Consider the following 17,262-nt stretch of genomic DNA (forward strand, 5'->3'; position numbering starts at 1 on the left):
GCGATTATCCGGCAGCCGCCGCCAACTCGAGGTGACCGACGTCACATCGGGTTTACGACCACGTAATATCCTGCGCTACAAGCCTTTTGCCGGGTGATTGGCTTTGCCTATACAGGGCTATTCCCGAGTCCGATCACTGCCCCGCATATGTGTGGCACACCACGGCAGGCGCCGATTCGAATTCGGATCGCCGGCCGGTTCCACTATTTTCCGCGGCGCGGTGGGGTAGCGATCGCGCGGGCACCGAGTTCGGAATACATTCCAATCTTGAAGATTCAAATCCTGGCACGCCGATTTGTGTTCCCATTGAATGAATGACCAGTGTCGGACGACCGAAGGTGGCTGTGTACCGTATGCCGGACCCGCTGGATTTGCTGCACTTGCGCACGCTCGTGACCATCGCGGAGACCGGGGGCTTCCGCCGCGCCGCCGATGCCCTGCACCTGAGCCAGCCCACGGTGAGCCAGCACATCCGCATGCTCGAGCGGCGACTCGGCTGCGTACTCATCGAAAAGCGAAGCCGCACCGCACGATTCACCCCTTCCGGGGAATGGCTCGTGGTGGAGGCGCGCCGGCTGCTCGCCGCGCAGGGGGAGGTCCTCGCCCGCTTCGCCCGGTCACCCGAACTGCGGATGACCATCGGCTCCACCGAACACGCCGCCGCCGGATTGCTGAGCGACCTGCTGAACGTGTTGCGCACCGCCTACCCGGAGGCGAACCTGCACTTCCGCATCGACCGATCCGCCGCCCTGACCGACGCGGTACTCAAGGGCGCCGTGGATCTCGCACTCGTACTGGGCGGCAACACCGCCGAGCCGATGGGGACGGAGGTGGGCCTGCTGACCCTGCGCTGGTTCGCCGCCCGGGGGTGGCGGGTGCCGCCGCCGCCCGGGCCGATCTCCCTGGTGGCGTTCGCCGAACCCTGCGGCCTGCGCAGACAGGCCGTGCGAACGCTCGGCGAGCAGGGCTACGAGGTGCTGGTCACCGCCGAATCCGGCAACCTCGACGGGTTGCTCGCCGCCGCCGCGGCAGGTCTCGGGGTGGCCCTGCTGCCGTACCTGTCGGTGTTCCCGTGCGAGCTCGACCGCATCGCCACGCTCCCGGACGTCGGCGCGATCGATGTCCGGCTGATCGCCCGCCGCGGCCTCGAGGACCATATCGAGGGCACCGCGGTCCGGGCGATCACCGCGCACTACCGCTCGATCGCCACCGCCGACGGCCTGTCCGCGGCGCTGTAGCGCGCGGCGGCCGGCCCGCCGCTCACGACCGCGGACGCTCGGTCGGAGCCGGCTGGTCCGGAGCGGCGTCGAGGACGTGCAGCACCCACTGGTCACGGCCGCCGATCTTCGCGCGGTAGAGGCCGCGGTCCGCGGCGTCGAGCAGTTCCTCCGGCTGGGCGCCGGCGCACGGCTCGATCACCGCGCCGATGCTGACCGACATCTGCACCCGGTGCTCGTCGACCACGATCGCCTCGGACAGGGCCGACAGCATCCGCTCGGCCACATCGGTCACCCGGGTCTCCGCGTCCGGCGGCGGGACCAGCGCCACGAATTCGTCGCCGCCGAGGCGGGCCAGCAGGCAGTCCAGATCGGCGAGCGCCTCGCTCAGGCGGGTCGCGACCGTGGTCAGCACCCGGTCCCCGAAACCGTGCCCGTACCGGTCGTTGATCTCCTTGAACCGGTCCAGGTCGGCGAAGCACAGGCCGACCCGGTCGTCGGCGGGCGCGCCCTCGATCACCGCGCCGATGGCGTCGAGCAGCTGCCAGCGGTTGGGCAGCCCGGTCAGCGCGTCCTGCCTTGCCTGCCGGTGCAACTCCTCCTCGAGCAGGTGCCGTTCGGTGACGTCCTTGCCGAAGGAGATGAGGTAGTCCCGGTGCCCGTGGGCGCCCGGTACGTAGGTGATCGAGAATGTGGCCCAGCCCGACGAGCCGTCGCTGCGGATCGTCCGTCGTTCCATGCGGATCGTTCCCTGCTTGTCGCTCAGCAAGCCGAGGATCCGGGCCGCGATCTCCTCCCGCTCGTCCGGGTGCGAGAAGTGCAGCGAACTGCTGGCCGGGATGCGATACAGATCCTCGAGCGGCATGCCGAGCAGGTCCGCGAACGGCTGGTTGGCGTCGAGCAGATTGCCGTGATCGTCGCTGATCGCGATGGCGACCGTCGCGTTGTCGAAGACCATCCGGAACCGATCCTCCCGCCCCGCGGCCGATTCCGATCGGTCCAGTACCGCCTGATGGCCCTGACCGATCCCGACCGCGAGCGCGGCCACCCGGCGATCGACCTCGGCCCGGTCGGCACCCTCCGCCGCACCGCACAGGACCTGCGCGGACACCACCGCCACCGCCGGATCGTCGAGCCCGGCCCGGGCCAGCGCCGCGCCGACGCGGACGCCGACGGCGGAGTCGCCCGCGCGCAGCCCGGCGGCGAACTCGCTCGCCAGCGATTCGAGCAGGTCACGCGGTTCCGGCATGGTCACCGAGCAGGCGTTGCGCAACGCCTGCCACCACTGTGTGACGAGCTCGGTACGATCCCCGACGGCCATCGCCCACCACGATAACCGCTGGCCGTCCGGCCGCCGTGTGCCGGATGGGCACCGCCGCCGAGTGTCGGCGCGCGTCCGGCTCAGTTCGTCCCGCCCAGCGCGACGCCCGCGCCCACCCCGATGATCATCAGCCCGCCCGCGCTGCCGACCGCCTCGAGCCGCCGCGGCGACCGCGCGAACCATGAGCGACCGCACCCACGACCTTCACGATCACGAACGCCACCGCCGACGCCGTCAGCAACGCCCCGAGACCCAGCGCGACCGCCGGCAACGGCACCACCGACCCCGCGGTCGTCCCCAGCACCGCCGGCCGCCGGCCCAGCACCAGGGCCCGCCCGATCGCGAACAGCACGTTCGGCCCGGGGATCACGATGCTGACGAACGCCGCCACCGCGAAGGTCGCGAGCTGGGAAAGAGGCACCATGCCGAGGAAGCCTGGGCTAGCGACCGGGCCGCCGCGGCGGCGCGCAGCAGCCGGGTGCGCAGAGCTCCCCGTTGCGGGTGCAGCCGTAACCGGGTACCGATCCCAGCCGGCGCGGCGGTGCGGCGGCGCGCTGCTCGGCGACCAGTTCGGCGATCAGTGCGGCGAATCGCGGATCGGTGCCGGGGGTGGCGGCGCGGGCGAACGCGATGCCGAGTTCGGCGGCCTTCTCCGCCGCCTCGTTGTCGAGATCCCACACCACCTCGAGATGGTCCGAGACGAAGCCCACCGGGCAGACCACGACCGCCTCGATCCCCTTCGCGGACAACGCATCCAGGTGATCGGTGATATCGGGCTCGAGCCACGGCACCTGCGGCGGCCCGGAGCGGGACTGCCACACCACGTCGAAGTCGTCGAAACCCGTTGCCGCGGCGCACAATCGGGCCGCCTCGGTCACCTGACGGCTGTAGAGCCGGCCGCCGTCGGCCGGCGGTCCCGCCGCGGCGTCGGCGGCCACGGGTATGGAGTGGGCGGTGAACACCAGCCGCGCCGCGTCCCGCCGCTCGGCCGGAAGTTGTTGCCGCGCAGTACGAACGGCGTCGGCGAAGGCGTCGATCAACAGGGGGTGGTCGAAGTACTGGCGCAGTTTCACCAGATCCGGGGCATCGGGGCCGGCGGCCACCCGCGCTCGCGTGATGTCCTCGTCGTACTGACGGCACCCGGAGTATCCGCCCCACGCCGAGGTCGGGAAGACCAGTGCCGAACGCACCCCGTCGGCCCGCATCCGCGCGACGGTGTCCTCCACCATCGGATGCCAGTTGCGGTTGCCGAAATACACCGGCAGCGCGAGATCCCGTGCGGCGAACTCCGTCTCGACCGCGGCGATGATCGCCCGGTTGCACGCGTTGATCGGCGAGACCCCGCCGAAGTGCAGATAGTGCCGGGCCACCTCGGCCAGCCGCTCCGGTGGCACACCCCGGCCGCGAGTCACGTTCTCCAGGAACGGCATCACGTCCTCGGGCCGTTCCGGGCCGCCGAACGACAGCAGCAGCAGCGCGTCGAATTGCATTGCCTACCTCCGTGAGCCGGCCGATCCGGATACGCGCGACCGTCCCCCGGTCCGGATGGACCGGAACACGCCGGGGCGGACCGTGATCCGGCCCGCCCCGCGACACGGTACTCAGCCCTCGGTGAGGTCCTTCTCCGGGAACCAGGTGTTGTGGCTGGCGCCACCGTCGACGTAGATGATCGAACCGGTGGTGCCGGGCAGCCAATCCGAGAGCAGGGTCACGATCGACCGCGCGACCACGGTCGGATCGTCCACGTCCCAGCCGATCGGCGAGGCGCCGTCCCAGTAGCGGTTGAGCATGCTCAGCTGCTTGGCGTCGTCGGTGGCGGTGCCGGCGATGGCCTTGGCGGCCAGTGTCTTGATCGGGCCCGCGGCGACCAGGTTGGAGCGAATCTTCTTGGCGTAGCCCACTTCTCGCGCCACGTACCGGTTAACCGACTCCAGCGCGGCCTTCGCCACACCCATCCAGTTGTAGTACGGCATCGCCGTGCGGGGATCGAAGTCCATCCCGACGATGGATCCGCCCGGATTCATCACCGGCAGCACCGCGCGCGCGAGCGACGCGTAGCTCCACGCGGAGATCTCGAACGCCTTCGACGCGTCGGCGCCGGGGCCCTCGAGGAAGCCGAATGCCTCGGGGCCCATCAGGGTCCGGGGCGCGAAGGCGATCGAGTGCAGGACACCGTCGAGACCCTCCGGCGCCAGCTCCTGCACCTTCTCCGCCAGCGCGGCGAGATCGGTCTCGCTGGTGACGTCGAGCCCGATGGCCGGCGGCACCTCCTGCGGCAGCCGCTTGGCGATCCGGTCGATGAGCCGCAGCCGTTCCGGAATCCCGGTGATGATCACCTTCGCACCCTGCTCCTGCGCGACCTTGGCCGCGTGGAAGGCGATCGAGGAGTCGGTGATGATGCCGGTGATGAGGACGGTCTTGCCTGTGAGCAATCCGCTCATTGTGGGTGGATTCTCCTTGCTGGGTTCGTGGTTCCGGCCTGCGCCGGAACGGCTGACAGCGGGCGGGGACGCGACGAGACTAGTGGCCCATGCCCATACCGCCGTCGACGGGGATCACCGCGCCGCTGATGTAGTCGGCATCGTCGGAGGCGAGGAAACTGATCGCCGCGGCGACCTCCTCCGGCTGGCCGGGGCGCTGCGCCGGGATGGCGTATTTCAGCACCACCTCACGCATTTCCTCGGTGACATCGTTACGGGTCATATCGGTATCGATGAAACCGGGCGCGACCACGTTGGCGGTGATGTTGCGCGAACCGATCTCACGGGTGATGGACCGCGCGATGCCGACCAGACCGGCCTTGGACGCCGCGTAGTTCACCTGACCCGGGCCGCCGCCGAGGCCGACCACGGAACCGAGGAAGATCATGCGGCCCCACTTGGCCCGGATCATCGCGCGGGTGGCGCGCTTGGCACAGCGGAACGCACCGGTGAGGTTCGCGTCGAGCACCGACGAGAACTGGTCCTCGCTCATCCGCATGAGCAGGGTGTTGTCCACGATGCCGGCGTTGGCCACCAGCACCTCGACCGGACCCTGCTTGGCCTCGACCTCGGCGAACGCCGAATCGATCGAAGCCGTATCCGTCACATCGCATTTCACGCCGAACATTCCGTCCGGAACGCCCGAGCCCCGATGCGTGACAGCAACCTTGTGACCGTCGGCAACCAGGCGCTGGGCGACCGCGAGACCGATACCGCGGTTACCGCCCGTCACCAGAACCGATCGGGAAGTGATGTTCGACATACGTTCAAACCTATCTGTTCGGGTTCGCCGCCCGACGGCGGGACCCTGTCGCCATGCTGTCGGTGCCACGCGTAGTCATGGCAGGCGTTGACGATAAACCAGACCGCTGATGACACCGGCCGCCGTGATGAGAAGTCCCAACAGCAGCCAGGGCCGACTGGCATCGCCCATCTGCATCTCGAAACCGATCTGCTTGTCGAGCGTCTTGTAGACCGAGCTCAATTCCTCGAGCGTGGAGGCGGTGAAGAAGTCGCCGCCGGAGATCTTGGCGATCTCGCGCAGCGCGTCGTCGTCGACCGGGACCCGCACCCGCTGGGTGCCCTTGCCGTCCTGGTCCGGGATCTCCACGGTGCCCCACGTGGTGCCGAACGAGATCGTCGACACCGGAATGCCCTTCTGTTTGGCCACCCGGGCCGCGACGAAGCCGTGCCGCGGATTGTCCACGTCCTTGTCGTCCGGCACAGTCTGCTTACCGTCGGACATCAGCACGATCCGGGCCGGCGGCGGGGTCTCCGCGCCGCCGAGCACCGACGCCAGCGTGTCGATGGCCTGTAATCCGCTGAAGATGCCCTCGCCGGTGGCGGTGCGCTCGGCCAGCTTCATGTTCTGGATGGCCGCCTTCACCGCCTCGCGATTCGTGGTCGGCGACACCTGCACCGACGCGGTACCGGCGAAGGTGACCAGCCCGAGGTTGATACCCGGGGTGAGGCCGTCGACGAATTCGCTGGCCGCCTTCTTCGCGACCTGGATCCGCGACGGCGGCACATCGGTGGCCTCCATCGACAGCGAGACGTCGATGACCAGCATGACCGTGGCCCGGTTGCGCGGCACCCGCTTCGCCGCCTGCGGCCCGGCCGCCGCGATGGTCAGCAGCACCAGCCCGACCAGCATCAGCGCCACCGGCGCGTGCCGCCACGCGCTCGGGCGTTTCGGCGCAACCTGTTCCAGCACCTCCATATTGGAGAAGCGGAGCATGTGCCGCTTGCGGCGGCGCTGCACGATCACGTACAGCAGCGCGATCGCCGCGACCACCAGGAGGAACGCCAGCCAGACGGCGGCGGTGAAATTCGAGATGGAGAAGTTCACTGTCGGGGCACCCGCCCGCTCGGGGCGCCGAAGGTGTGGCGCCGGGTGGAGACGAAACGGACCACGTCGGCGATCCAGTCCCGATCGGTTCGCAACGTCATCACCGGTGCGCCGGCGCCGCGCAGCGCCTGCTCCACATCCTCCCGGTGCCGTTGCGCGGCCCGCGCGAAATCGCTTCGCAGCGTGGCGGTCACGGTGAACTCGCGGGTGCGGCCGGTCTCCGGATCGTGCAGCACCACATCGCCGACGTCCGGTAGATCGAGATCCAGCGGATCGATCGCCTCCACCGCGAGCAGATCGTGCCGGCCCGCGATGGCGCGCAGCGAACGCTGCCAGTCGATGGCGCCGAGGAAGTCCGAAAGGACAACGGCCAGACCGCGTTTGCGCTGCGGCCGGCGCAGCGACTCGATCGCGCCGCGCAGATCGCCGCGGACGCCGTCGGCGGCGTGCGGCGTGGTGGCGATGCGGCGCAGCATGGCCTGGGCGTGCACCCGCCCGCTGCGGGCCGGAATCCGGTACAGCCGTTCGCCGTTCGCGACCACCGCGCCGATCCGGTTACCGCCGCCACTGGTGAGGTGGGTGACCGCGGCGGCCGCCGCGACGACCAGATCGCGCTTCTGGCACAACGCCGAACCGAAATCCAGGCTCGCGGACAGGTCGACCACCAGCCAGGTCTCCAGCTCCCGGTCGGCGATCATCTGCCGCACGTGCGGATGCGTGGTCCGGGCGGTGACCGACCAATCCATCTGGCGCACATCGTCACCGGGCTGGTACAGCCGGGCGTCGCCGGGTTCGGAACCGGGCCCGGGGATCAGGCCGAGGTGGTCACCGTGCAGCACGCCGTCCAGGCGGCGCCGGACCGTCAGTTCCAGAGTCCGCAGGGCGGCAGTGAGTTTCGGGTCGGTGAGCTCACCGGCCCGGAACGACGGCGGGGCATGTGTCGGGGAATTCGCTGGGTTCGTCACCGGCGCAACCGAATCCGACGCTCCGCTCACTGACGGGGCGGTTGCGGGACGGGCTGGCCGCCGTTGGCCGGCGGCACGGGCGGCACCGGCACGGCGCCGGACGACGTGGGCGCACCGGTGGGCACATTGGCCTGCGGCGACACCTGCGGCATGCCGATGGTCTGCAACACCCGGCGGATCACGTCGTCGGGGCTCACCTCGTCGGCGAGCGCGTCGTAGGACAGCACCAGACGATGCCGCAGCACGTCCGGGATCACCTCGACCACGTCCTGCGGCACCACGTAGTCGCGCCCGCGGATCAGCGCGATCGCGCGGGCGGCGGCGATGATGCCGAGGCTGGCACGCGGCGAGGCACCGTAGGCGATCCAGCCGGCCACATCGTCCATGCCCGATTCGGCGGGTTTACGGGTCGCGGCGATCACGCGCACGACGTAGTCGACCAGCGCGTGGTGCACGAAGGTGTTGGCGGCCACCCGCTGCAGGCGGATCAGTTCGGTGGGCTCGAGGATCTGCTTCGGTTCCGGCGGGGTGACACCCATCCGGTAGATGATCTCGCGCTCCTCCTCGACCGAGGGGTAGTCGACGACCACCTTGAACAGGAAGCGGTCGCGCTGCGCCTCCGGCAGCGGGTACACGCCCTCGCTCTCGATCGGGTTCTGCGTGGCCATGACCAGGAACGGATCCGGCATCGGATAGGTCTTGCCACCGATGGAGACGTGCCGCTCGGCCATCACCTCGAGCAGGGCCGACTGCACCTTCGCGGGTGCGCGGTTGATCTCGTCGGCGAGCACGAAATTGGCCACCACCGGGCCCAGTTCGGTGTCGAACTGCTCGCGGCCCTGCCGATAGATGCGGGTGCCGACGAGATCGGTGGGCACCAGGTCGGGGGTGAACTGCACGCGGGAGAAGCTGCCGCCGACCACCCGGGCGAAGGTCTCCACCGCGAGCGTCTTCGCGATACCCGGAACGCCTTCCAGCAGTACGTGACCGCGCGCGAGCACACCGACGAGCAGCCGTTCGACCAGCCGGTCCTGACCGACGATGACGCGTTTGACTTCGTAGATCGCCTTTTCCAAGGTCTGGACGTCGCGATCGAGAGAGCTGGGAGCAGGCTCCGGTGCGTCCGTTACCGAACTCACCGCGCTCACACCGTCCGTCGAAGTCACAAACTCCCCGCTTTCGCTGTCGTCCACTGTGCGGTGCACATCATTTCATTGCCGGTGCACACCACGGTCTCGTGCCGTGCGCACCCGGATACGCTGTGCCGTGTTCCCAACTATTCCAGGTCCGAACGAAAGATGCCGCAACCGGGATGGGTTTGTTCCGGCCGGGTTCTCGGCCGATTCTCAGACTCCGGCCGCCGTCAGGGGATCAAACGGACCGCATACGGCATGATGCCACCTTCGCGTACCGCCGACACGCGAACCACCTCGCCGGACTCCGGCGCCTCGATCATCCGGCCGCCGCCGAGGTACAGCGCCACGTGCTGACTGCCGCCGGGACCCCAGAACAGCATGTCGCCGCGCTCCCGCTCGGCGACCGGGATCCGGGCGCCCATGTGGTACTGGTAGCCGCTGTAGTGCGGCAGCGAGATGCCGACGCCGGCGAACGCGTACAACATCAGCCCCGAGCAATCGAAGCCGACCTTGTCGTAATCGCCGAAACTGTCGGCGACGCCGCCGTCGTGAATGCCCTTGGTGGGCCCGTTCTCGTCGCCGCCACCCCAGGAATAGATGACGCCCAGCTGCGACATCGCCCGGTCGACCACGGTCTCGATCAACTCACCGCGGTCGCCGATCGGGCGGCCCGGCGGACTGATCGAGGAATGCGGGGCGGGCGAATTGTCCAATTGTGTGTGCGGCCGGCGGCCGGCGCCGAGTTGCGCGGCCCGGCCCAGCGCGTCCCCGTCGGCCGCGGCGCGGGCCGCGGCGGCGGCCGCCGCGGCCTGTGCGGCGGCCTCCTCCGCGCGGCGTTGCCGGTCCCAGGCCAGGTAGGCGTCGCGCTGGCCCTGTAGCCCCGCCACCTGCTGACGGGCGAAATCCAGCCGGTGCTGGGCGGTATCGCGCTGGGTGACCAGTCCGGCCCGCCGGCCGGCCTGCGCGTCCTGCGCGGCGCGCGCCGCCGACACCGCCGATTCCGCGTCGGCGCGCCGGGCGTCGGCCTCGGCCGCGGCCGCATCGGCGGCCTGTTTCGCCTCGCGCGCCACGGAATCCTTGTTGGCCCGGTCGATCTGGGCCCGGCGCAGCCCCTCCAGCGCCGACTGCTGCGAACTCGACACCACGCTGAGCAGCTGCGACCGGGTCAGGGCCACATCCGGCGTCGCGCCGGACAGATAGGTGGTCATCGAGCCGGTGGCCGGGCTGGTGTAGGCCGCCACGGCGAACCGGTCGAACTCCGCGCGCGCCCGTTCCACGTTCGCCCCCGCGTCGGCCAGGTCGCGCTGGGTGGCGGCGACCGCGGCGGCCGCCGTGTCCGCGGCCTCGCGCGCGGTCTGCAGATCGACCAGCGCCTTGTTGACCGCCTCGCGTTTGATCGCGACGTCCGCATCCAGTTGCTGCAGTTGCTGATCCGCGACGGCGACCTCGTTGATCAGCCCGCCGACCTCGGCCACGCCGGTGTCCACCTGCGCGCCCGCGGCGGCGATGTCACCGTCGCTGGGATTGGGTGGCGGCGGGGGCACCGCGCCGGCGACCGCGGGCAGCGCGATGATCGCGCACACCAGCAATCCTCCAGCGACCTCATGCATCCTTCGGCGACGCGTCGGCGACGCTCCCGGCACTCGCATCAGACCTCCCTGGATCCCGCCTGCGGTTCCCGGGATCGGGGCGATCACCGGGACTGCGCTGGGGCGACCCCGGTCCGGCATCGCCACATGAGCACCAGCAACAACTCTGAGTGAAACGAGCCTCTTTGCACTCTCCCGACACTTCTACCTCGAGAGTGTCGTGGGCAACCGTACGACACTTCTCCCCCGCCGATAACGAAGTCGGCAGAATGACGGCAGCGTAATTTAACGATTGCTCATCAATAGCCAGATGCGGCACAGGAATTCATCCGCGAAAGCAGACCGGCGGTTCATTCCTCGCCATTGGGACGTACTTCCGGTCGGTCGCCGGCGATCCGGGCGAGCGCGGGCCCGGCCACGTACCCCGGCCCGAGTCCGGCCCGGGGCGAATCCGTGACGGAGCGGAGATCAGCCGCGCTCGCGCGCCGCGCGCCGGGCCTTGACGATGTACAACCCACCGATGGTCACCACGGCCCCGGCCAGCACCACGCCGGTGAACGCGGTCCAGGCGGCGTGATCGGGCGTCTCCAGCCGGGAGACGACGACCTGCGCGGCGTCGGCGGAGTGACCGCCCCGGTACTTCGCGGTGTCCTCGGCCCATTCCAGCCGCGAGCGGTTGATCGCGTCGCTGTAGGTGCCGACCCAGTCGTCGCTGAGCACCACGACCGTGCCGTGGGTCTGCTTGCCCACCTCGGTGGCGAGATCGCGCAGGTCCGAATCGCGGCCCGGATTGCCGGGCACCACGACGATGTTCAGCTGGATGCCGTGTGCACGCGCGTCGGCGGCGATCTGCACGAGTTGCGTGTCGTCCTTGCCGGCCGGCACGGAGACGTGGTCGTCGGCCAGGTCCGCCACGATGGTGCTCAGATCCACGTTCGGCGGAAGTTCCACGGCCATGGGAATGAGAACCGAGGTGTGCGAGGCGGTCATTGTCCATCCGGGTGGTCGAGCCGCTCGGCCGAGCGGCGGGCATCCAACAGTGTCGCAGGTGATCAGCACGCTGATGACGCCCTTCGGCACCGAACGCTCCGAGGGGCTTGCGTGCACAGTACGCGACCGGGGAGTGTGGGCTGCGGGTGTGGCCGACTCGGCGGCCCCCGCGCGTTTCACAGGACAAGCGTACTGTTACGGTTGGAAGCACGAGGCGCACAGCCGAGACTGCGCCCTCGACCGAGCCGCCGGCACCAGCCCCGCAGGCGGCCACCCTCACCGACGAGTGGAGCTGAACGTATGACGAGCATCGATACATTCGGCGCCAAGGGCACCCTCCAGGTCGGAGATCGGTCGTATGAGATCTTCCGACTCTCCGCCGTGCCCGGCACCGAGAAGCTGCCCTACGCACTGAAGGTACTCGCGGAGAACCTTCTCCGCACCGAAGACGGCGCGAACATCACCGCCGACCACATCCGTGCCATCGCCGGCTGGGACCCCTCGGCCGATCCGGACACCGAGATCCAGTTCACCCCCGCCCGGGTCGTCATGCAGGACTTCACCGGCGTTCCCTGCATCGTCGACCTGGCCACCATGCGCGAGGCGGTCGCCGCCCTCGGCGGCGACCCGAACAAGGTCAACCCGCTGTCCCCCGCCGAGCTGGTCATCGACCACTCGGTCATCCTCGACGTGTTCGGCACCGCCGACGCCTTCGAGCGCAACGTGGAACTCGAGTACGAGCGCAACGGCGAGCGCTACCAGTTCCTGCGCTGGGGCCAGGGCGCGTTCGACGACTTCAAGGTCGTGCCGCCGGGCACCGGCATCGTGCACCAGGTCAACATCGAGTACCTGGCCCGCGTGGTCATGGTCCGCAACGGGCAGGCCTACCCCGACACCTGCGTCGGCACCGATTCGCACACCACCATGGTCAACGGCCTGGGCGTCCTGGGCTGGGGCGTCGGCGGCATCGAGGCCGAGGCGGCCATGCTGGGCCAGCCGGTCTCCATGCTCATTCCGCGGGTGGTCGGTTTCCGGCTGACCGGCGAGATCCAGCCGGGCGTGACCGCCACCGACGTGGTGCTGACCGTCACCGAGATGCTGCGCAAGCACGGCGTGGTCGGCAAGTTCGTCGAGTTCTACGGCGAGGGCGTGGCCGAGGTGCCGCTGGCCAACCGCGCCACCCTCGGCAATATGAGCCCCGAATTCGGTTCCACCGCAGCCATTTTCCCGATCGACGGGGAGACCATCAACTACCTGCGCCTGACCGGCCGCACCGACGAGGAGCTCGCGCTCGTCGAGGCGTACGCCAAGGAGCAGGGCATGTGGCACGACGCCGCGCACGAGCCCGCCTACTCCGAGTACCTGGAGCTGGACCTGGGCACCGTGGTGCCGTCCATCGCGGGCCCCAAGCGCCCGCAGGACCGCATCCTGCTGTCGGAGTCGAAGGTGGCCTTCCGCAAGGACATTCACAACTACACCAGCGATCCCGAGGGCGCCCCGCACACCAAGCTGGACGAGGCGCTCGAGGAGTCCTTCCCCGCCAGCGATCCGGCCGAGCTGAGCTTCGCCGAGGACGGCGCCGTGGTGCCGACCGCCGCCAACGGCAGTGCCGGCCGGCCGACCAAGCCGATCCGGGTGCGCGACGAGGCCCGCGGCGATTTCGTCATCGACCACGGCGCGGTCGTGGTCGCGGGCATCACCTCCTGCACCAACACCTCCAACCCGACGGTGATGATCGGCGCGGCCCTGCTGGCCCGCAACGCGGTCGAGAAGGGCCTGACCTCCAAGCCGTGGGTGAAGACCAACATGGCGCCGGGCTCGCAGGTCGTCTCCGACTATTACGAGAAGGCCGGTCTCTGGCCCTATCTGGAGAAGCTGGGCTTCTACCTCGGCGGCTACGGCTGCACCACCTGCATCGGCAACACCGGCCCGCTGCCGGACGCGATCTCCAAGGCGGTCAACGACAACGACCTGTCGGTCGCCGCGGTGCTGTCGGGCAACCGCAACTTCGAGGGCCGCATCTCCCCCGACGTGAAGATGAACTACCTGGCCTCACCGCCGCTGGTCATCGCGTACGCGCTCGCGGGCAGCATGGACTTCGACTTCGAGAACGACGCGCTGGGCCGGGACCACGACGGCAACGACGTGTTCCTGCGCGACATCTGGCCCGCGGCCCAGGAGATCGACGACACCATCAAGGCCGCGATCAACCAGGACATGTTCCGCAAGTCCTACGCCGACGTCTTCAAGGGCGACGAGCGCTGGCGGAACCTGCCCACCCCGGCCGGTGACACCTTCGAATGGGCCGGCGAGTCCACCTACGTGCGCAAGCCCCCGTACTTCGACGGTATGCAGGTGGAGCCGGCGCCGGTCGCCGACATCACCGGCGCGCGGGTGCTGGCGCTGCTCGGCGATTCGGTCACCACCGACCACATCTCCCCGGCCGGCAGCATCAAGCCGGGCACCCCGGCCGCGCAGTACCTCGACGCACACGGCGTCGCGCGCAAGGACTACAACTCGCTGGGCTCGCGGCGCGGCAACCACGAGGTGATGATCCGCGGCACCTTCGCCAACATCCGGCTGCGGAACATGGTGTTGGACACCATCGGCAAGGACGACGTCACCGGCGGCTACACCCGCGACTTCACCCAGGACGGCGGCCCGCAGGCGTTCATCTACGACGCCTCGCAGAACTACCAGGCCGCGGGTATCCCGCTGGTGGTCCTGGGCGGCAAGGAGTACGGTTCCGGTTCGTCGCGGGACTGGGCGGCCAAGGGCACCCGCCTGCTGGGGGTGCGCGCGGTGATCACCGAGTCCTTCGAGCGGATCCACCGGTCCAATCTCATCGGCATGGGCGTCATCCCGCTGCAGTTCCCGGCGGGTGAGTCGGCCGCGTCGCTGAAGCTGGACGGCACCGAGACGTTCGACATCGCGGGCATCACCAAGCTGAACGAGGGGGTGACTCCGAAGACTCTGCGGGTGACCGCCACGAAGGAGAACGGCGAGCAGGTCGTGTTCGATGCGGTCGTCCGGATCGACACACCCGGTGAGGCCGACTACTACCGCAACGGTGGCATCCTGCAGTTCGTGCTGCGCAACATGATTCGCAGCTGACACTGCGGGCGCCACGGTCCGGGCCCCGAGATCCTCGGGGCCCGGGCCCTTCCCGTTTGGAGGAGCCATGCCCAAGGTCAGTGATGACCATCTCGCGGCCCGCCGCAGCCAGATTCTCGACGGAGCGCGCAGCTGTTTCGCCGAATACGGCTACGAGGGCGCCACGGTACGGCGTCTCGAGGAGGCGATCGGACTGTCCCGTGGTGCGATCTTCCACCACTTCCGGGACAAGGACGCGCTGTTCCTCGCGCTGGCGCAGGAGGACGCCGAGCGAATGGCCGACGTCGCGGCCAATCAGGGCCTGGTGCAGGTGATGCGGGATATGCTCGCCAATCCGGAGCAGTACAACTGGCTGGGCACCCGGCTCGAGATCGCCCGCCGGTTGCGCACCGATCCCGAGTTCGCCGCAGGCTGGACCCAGCGCTCGGCCGAACTCACCGCCGCCACCCTGGCCCGGTTGGAACGGCGCAAGGCCGCGGGCGCGCTGCGCGACGACGTACCCACGGACGTGCTGCTGGGCTATCTGGACCTGGTCCTGGACGGGCTCATCGCCCGGATCGCCTCGGGACATGCCGGTGACAACCTCGGGGCCGTACTCGACCTGGTCGAGGCGTCGGTGCGGCGCAAGCCCTAGGCGCACCCGCGCCGCGGACACCCGGCCCGCGGGTTGCCGTCATTGATATCGCATACGAAAAACTCACGGCGATAGGCCATTCCGGGCCGGTACCGGAAGATTGCCGGACGGTCCCGAAATCCTCCGATGCCGGTCGATCGATGCCGCCGTCACGCTATGATCGGTTCTCGTTCAGGTCCCGTAGCAAACCGCGAGCAGATCGGAGACCAGCTCATGACCGAGGCCGTTTCCTCGTCCGATCCGGATACGGCGGCGCCGCCGCCGGTGACCGCCGCCGGCGCGGCAACCCTGTCCGGGCAGCTACTTTCCGCGTCCGACCGCGCGGTGGTCCTCCGATCCGCCGAGGGCACATGGACTTTCGATCCGGCCGATGTCATCCAGATCGAAACATTCGGCGCCACAGCCGGTTCCGAGACCGGTTCGGCGATGGTCCGGGTGCGGCCCGGCGCCACCGCCGATTTCACGCAGCGGCGGCGCATAGCCCTCGCCGAACGCCCGATGACGTTGCCCGGCAGTCAATCCCCCGCCCGCGGTGACGAGCAGTTGCAGCAGCTCACCGAGAAGTGGGCCGGCACATTGCATCTCAGTACCCGTCCCGGCGTCGGTGGCGCCACCCTGACCTGCTGCCAGACCCGATCCTTCGCCCGTAGCGACGACGGCATCGCCTGCGACAGTCTCGACTAGGCGCCCGATGCCCGCTCGAACGGCGAGCGCGGTGCTGATCGTCACCGAATCCGACGATCTGCACGCCGACGCGCTGGCCGCCACCCTGCTGCGCGACCACCGGATGTCCCCGCTACGCCTGGACATGCGCGACTTCCCCAGGGAGGGCGGCAGTTTCCGGCTCGACCGGGCCGGCGCCGGCCGCAGCCTCGGAAATCTGCCCGGCCTCGACGAGGTCGGCGCCGTATGGTGGCGGCGTCCGCGCGGCGCCGAGGTGCCGCCCGGGATGCGCCGCGCCGACGACGAATACCGCCAGGCCGAATGCGACGGCTTCCTCCAGGGCCTGCTGTGGTCGATTCCGGCGCTGTGGGTCAACGATCCCGGCGCCGAGCGCACCGCGAGCCGCAAACTCGTCCAGCTCGAGACCGCGCGCCGATCCGGTTTCACCATTCCGGAGACACTGGTCACCACCGACCCGGACGAGGCCCGCAGTTTCGTCGAATCCCGTTCCGGCCCGGTGGTTTACAAACGCACCGGCACCGGCCGCGCGGAATTCTCCGAGACCCGTCTGGTCACCGCGGCCGATCTGGCCCGCCTCGACAGCATCCGATGGGCGCCGACCACGTTCCAGGACTACGTCGACGCCGACTGCGATCTGCGCGTGGTCTGGATCGACGGGGTCGAGTGGACCGTGCGCATCGACTCGCAATCCGGTGTGGGACGGGTCGATTCGCGCCTGGACACCTCGGTCGACTTCCGGCCCGAGCGATTGCCCGCCGCGGTCAGCAAATCCCTCACCACCCTGATGGGTGCGCTGGGATTGGCATTCGGCGTGCTGGACATCCGGCTCGGTCTCGACGGCGAGTACTACTTCCTGGAGGTGAACCCACAGGGGCAGTTCGCCTATCTGGAGATCAAGACCGGCTTGCCGCTGTTCGCGAGCCTGGCCAACTATCTCGTCACCGGCGATGCCGCCGTGCCCGGTCGCTGATCGGGCCCGGCGCCGCCGAGGCGGTCGTTCTACTTACTGGTCGCCTTGCGGCGATTCGCGCCACCACGGCTGCGGAGTTGCACATGCGACTCCACGAGCACGTTGTGGATGAAGCCGTACGAGCGACCGGTCTCCCGGGCCAATGAGCGGATGCTGGCACCCGCCTCGTATTGCTTCTTCAACTGGGTTTGCAGTCGGTCTCGCGACTTCCCGGTGACGCGCGTGCCCTTACCCAATGCAGATTTCCCCTGTGCGGGCCTGTCACTCATGGCTTCCTCCGGTCGCCCTGCAGCCTTATTCAAGGCTAGACACT

General features: G+C 69.3%; 16 protein-coding genes. 5 read left to right on the forward strand and 11 right to left on the reverse strand.

The genetic code is table 11. The features are described 5' to 3' along the window. Positions 1 to 353: 353 nt before the first annotated feature. Complete coding sequence (locus G361_RS0108980) at positions 354 to 1,238, forward strand: LysR family transcriptional regulator (RefSeq protein WP_019926735.1); 885 nt, start codon at positions 354 to 356, stop codon at positions 1,236 to 1,238. A gap of 22 nt (positions 1,239 to 1,260) precedes the next feature. Here the strand turns inward: G361_RS0108980 and G361_RS42910 are convergent, their stop codons facing one another. The 10 genes from G361_RS42910 to G361_RS0109030 all read right to left on the reverse strand — a co-directional run bounded on the left by G361_RS42910 (position 1,261) and on the right by G361_RS0109030 (position 11,547). Continuing rightward, entirely contained in the window at positions 1,261 to 2,538 is a 1,278-nt protein-coding gene (locus tag G361_RS42910; RefSeq protein ID WP_019926736.1) for a sensor domain-containing diguanylate cyclase, read from the reverse strand. A gap of 127 nt (positions 2,539 to 2,665) precedes the next feature. Then, a complete protein-coding gene (locus G361_RS42915; RefSeq protein ID WP_019926737.1) occupies positions 2,666 to 2,962 on the reverse strand; it encodes a hypothetical protein in 297 nt (98 codons plus the stop codon). Between the two features lie 16 nt (positions 2,963 to 2,978). Then, entirely contained in the window at positions 2,979 to 4,028 is a 1,050-nt protein-coding gene (locus tag G361_RS0108995) for a ferrochelatase (protein ID WP_019926738.1), read from the reverse strand. A 111-nt stretch (positions 4,029 to 4,139) separates the two neighbouring features. Beyond that, the gene (inhA, locus tag G361_RS0109000) at positions 4,140 to 4,979 is read right to left on the reverse strand and encodes an NADH-dependent enoyl-ACP reductase InhA (RefSeq protein WP_019926739.1); all 840 of its coding nucleotides are present in this window, start codon (positions 4,977 to 4,979) and stop codon (positions 4,140 to 4,142) included. A 79-nt stretch (positions 4,980 to 5,058) separates the two neighbouring features. Next, on the reverse strand, positions 5,059 to 5,781 hold the full coding sequence (gene fabG1 / locus G361_RS0109005; RefSeq protein ID WP_019926740.1) for a 3-oxoacyl-ACP reductase FabG1: 723 nt from the start codon (positions 5,779 to 5,781) through the stop codon (positions 5,059 to 5,061). A 75-nt stretch (positions 5,782 to 5,856) separates the two neighbouring features. After that, a complete protein-coding gene (locus G361_RS0109010) occupies positions 5,857 to 6,867 on the reverse strand; it encodes a VWA domain-containing protein (RefSeq protein WP_019926741.1) in 1,011 nt (336 codons plus the stop codon). Beyond that, on the reverse strand, positions 6,864 to 7,832 hold the full coding sequence (locus G361_RS0109015; protein WP_019926742.1) for a DUF58 domain-containing protein: 969 nt from the start codon (positions 7,830 to 7,832) through the stop codon (positions 6,864 to 6,866). The genes G361_RS0109010 and G361_RS0109015 overlap by 4 nt, the downstream gene beginning before the upstream one ends. Positions 7,833 to 7,858: 26 nt before the next feature. Next, positions 7,859 to 8,980: a MoxR family ATPase gene (locus tag G361_RS42920; RefSeq protein WP_052172638.1), complete on the reverse strand. Its 1,122-nt coding sequence runs from the start codon at positions 8,978 to 8,980 to the stop codon at positions 7,859 to 7,861. 215 nt (positions 8,981 to 9,195) lie between these two features. Then, positions 9,196 to 10,551, reverse strand: coding sequence for an NlpC/P60 family protein (locus G361_RS0109025; protein WP_304412506.1), 1,356 nt, complete (start codon positions 10,549 to 10,551; stop codon positions 9,196 to 9,198). Positions 10,552 to 11,025: 474 nt separating this feature from the next. After that, on the reverse strand, positions 11,026 to 11,547 hold the full coding sequence (locus G361_RS0109030) for a DUF6676 family protein (protein WP_019926745.1): 522 nt from the start codon (positions 11,545 to 11,547) through the stop codon (positions 11,026 to 11,028). 300 nt (positions 11,548 to 11,847) lie between these two features. Between G361_RS0109030 and acnA the strand changes: the two genes are divergently transcribed. The 4 genes from acnA to G361_RS0109050 all read left to right on the forward strand — a co-directional run bounded on the left by acnA (position 11,848) and on the right by G361_RS0109050 (position 16,949). Further along, positions 11,848 to 14,661, forward strand: a complete 2,814-nt coding sequence (gene acnA, locus G361_RS0109035; RefSeq protein WP_019926746.1) for an aconitate hydratase AcnA — start codon at positions 11,848 to 11,850, stop codon at positions 14,659 to 14,661. Positions 14,662 to 14,728: 67 nt separating this feature from the next. Beyond that, a complete protein-coding gene (locus G361_RS0109040; RefSeq protein ID WP_019926747.1) occupies positions 14,729 to 15,295 on the forward strand; it encodes a TetR/AcrR family transcriptional regulator in 567 nt (188 codons plus the stop codon). Positions 15,296 to 15,508: 213 nt separating this feature from the next. Further along, complete coding sequence (locus tag G361_RS0109045; RefSeq protein WP_019926748.1) at positions 15,509 to 15,979, forward strand: hypothetical protein; 471 nt, start codon at positions 15,509 to 15,511, stop codon at positions 15,977 to 15,979. Between the two features lie 7 nt (positions 15,980 to 15,986). After that, positions 15,987 to 16,949, forward strand: coding sequence for an MvdC/MvdD family ATP grasp protein (locus tag G361_RS0109050; RefSeq protein ID WP_026342840.1), 963 nt, complete (start codon positions 15,987 to 15,989; stop codon positions 16,947 to 16,949). A 29-nt stretch (positions 16,950 to 16,978) separates the two neighbouring features. On the opposite strand, the gene G361_RS0109055 is transcribed toward G361_RS0109050, so the two are convergent. Next, entirely contained in the window at positions 16,979 to 17,218 is a 240-nt protein-coding gene (locus G361_RS0109055) for a helix-turn-helix domain-containing protein (RefSeq protein WP_026342841.1), read from the reverse strand. Positions 17,219 to 17,262: the final 44 nt, after the last annotated feature.

This window comes from Nocardia sp. BMG111209 (assembly GCF_000381925.1).
GTDB lineage: Bacteria > Actinomycetota > Actinomycetes > Mycobacteriales > Mycobacteriaceae > Nocardia.

Excerpts from the sequence above, each read along its gene's own strand:
- G361_RS0108980 (WP_019926735.1), top strand. The coding sequence starts at position 354 with ATGCCGGACCCGCTGGATTTGCTGCACTTGCGCACGCTCGTGACCATC.
- G361_RS0109040 (WP_019926747.1), top strand. The coding sequence starts at position 14,729 with ATGCCCAAGGTCAGTGATGACCATCTCGCGGCCCGCCGCAGCCAGATT.
- G361_RS0109055 (WP_026342841.1), bottom strand. The coding sequence starts at position 17,218 with ATGAGTGACAGGCCCGCACAGGGGAAATCTGCATTGGGTAAGGGCACG.
- G361_RS0109050 (WP_026342840.1), top strand. The coding sequence starts at position 15,987 with ATGCCCGCTCGAACGGCGAGCGCGGTGCTGATCGTCACCGAATCCGAC.
- acnA (WP_019926746.1), top strand. The coding sequence starts at position 11,848 with ATGACGAGCATCGATACATTCGGCGCCAAGGGCACCCTCCAGGTCGGA.
- G361_RS42915 (WP_019926737.1), bottom strand. The coding sequence starts at position 2,962 with ATGGTGCCTCTTTCCCAGCTCGCGACCTTCGCGGTGGCGGCGTTCGTC.
- fabG1 (WP_019926740.1), bottom strand. The coding sequence starts at position 5,781 with ATGTCGAACATCACTTCCCGATCGGTTCTGGTGACGGGCGGTAACCGC.
- inhA (WP_019926739.1), bottom strand. The coding sequence starts at position 4,979 with ATGAGCGGATTGCTCACAGGCAAGACCGTCCTCATCACCGGCATCATC.
- G361_RS0109045 (WP_019926748.1), top strand. The coding sequence starts at position 15,509 with ATGACCGAGGCCGTTTCCTCGTCCGATCCGGATACGGCGGCGCCGCCG.
- G361_RS0109030 (WP_019926745.1), bottom strand. The coding sequence starts at position 11,547 with ATGACCGCCTCGCACACCTCGGTTCTCATTCCCATGGCCGTGGAACTT.
- G361_RS42910 (WP_019926736.1), bottom strand. The coding sequence starts at position 2,538 with ATGGCCGTCGGGGATCGTACCGAGCTCGTCACACAGTGGTGGCAGGCG.
- G361_RS0108995 (WP_019926738.1), bottom strand. The coding sequence starts at position 4,028 with ATGCAATTCGACGCGCTGCTGCTGCTGTCGTTCGGCGGCCCGGAACGG.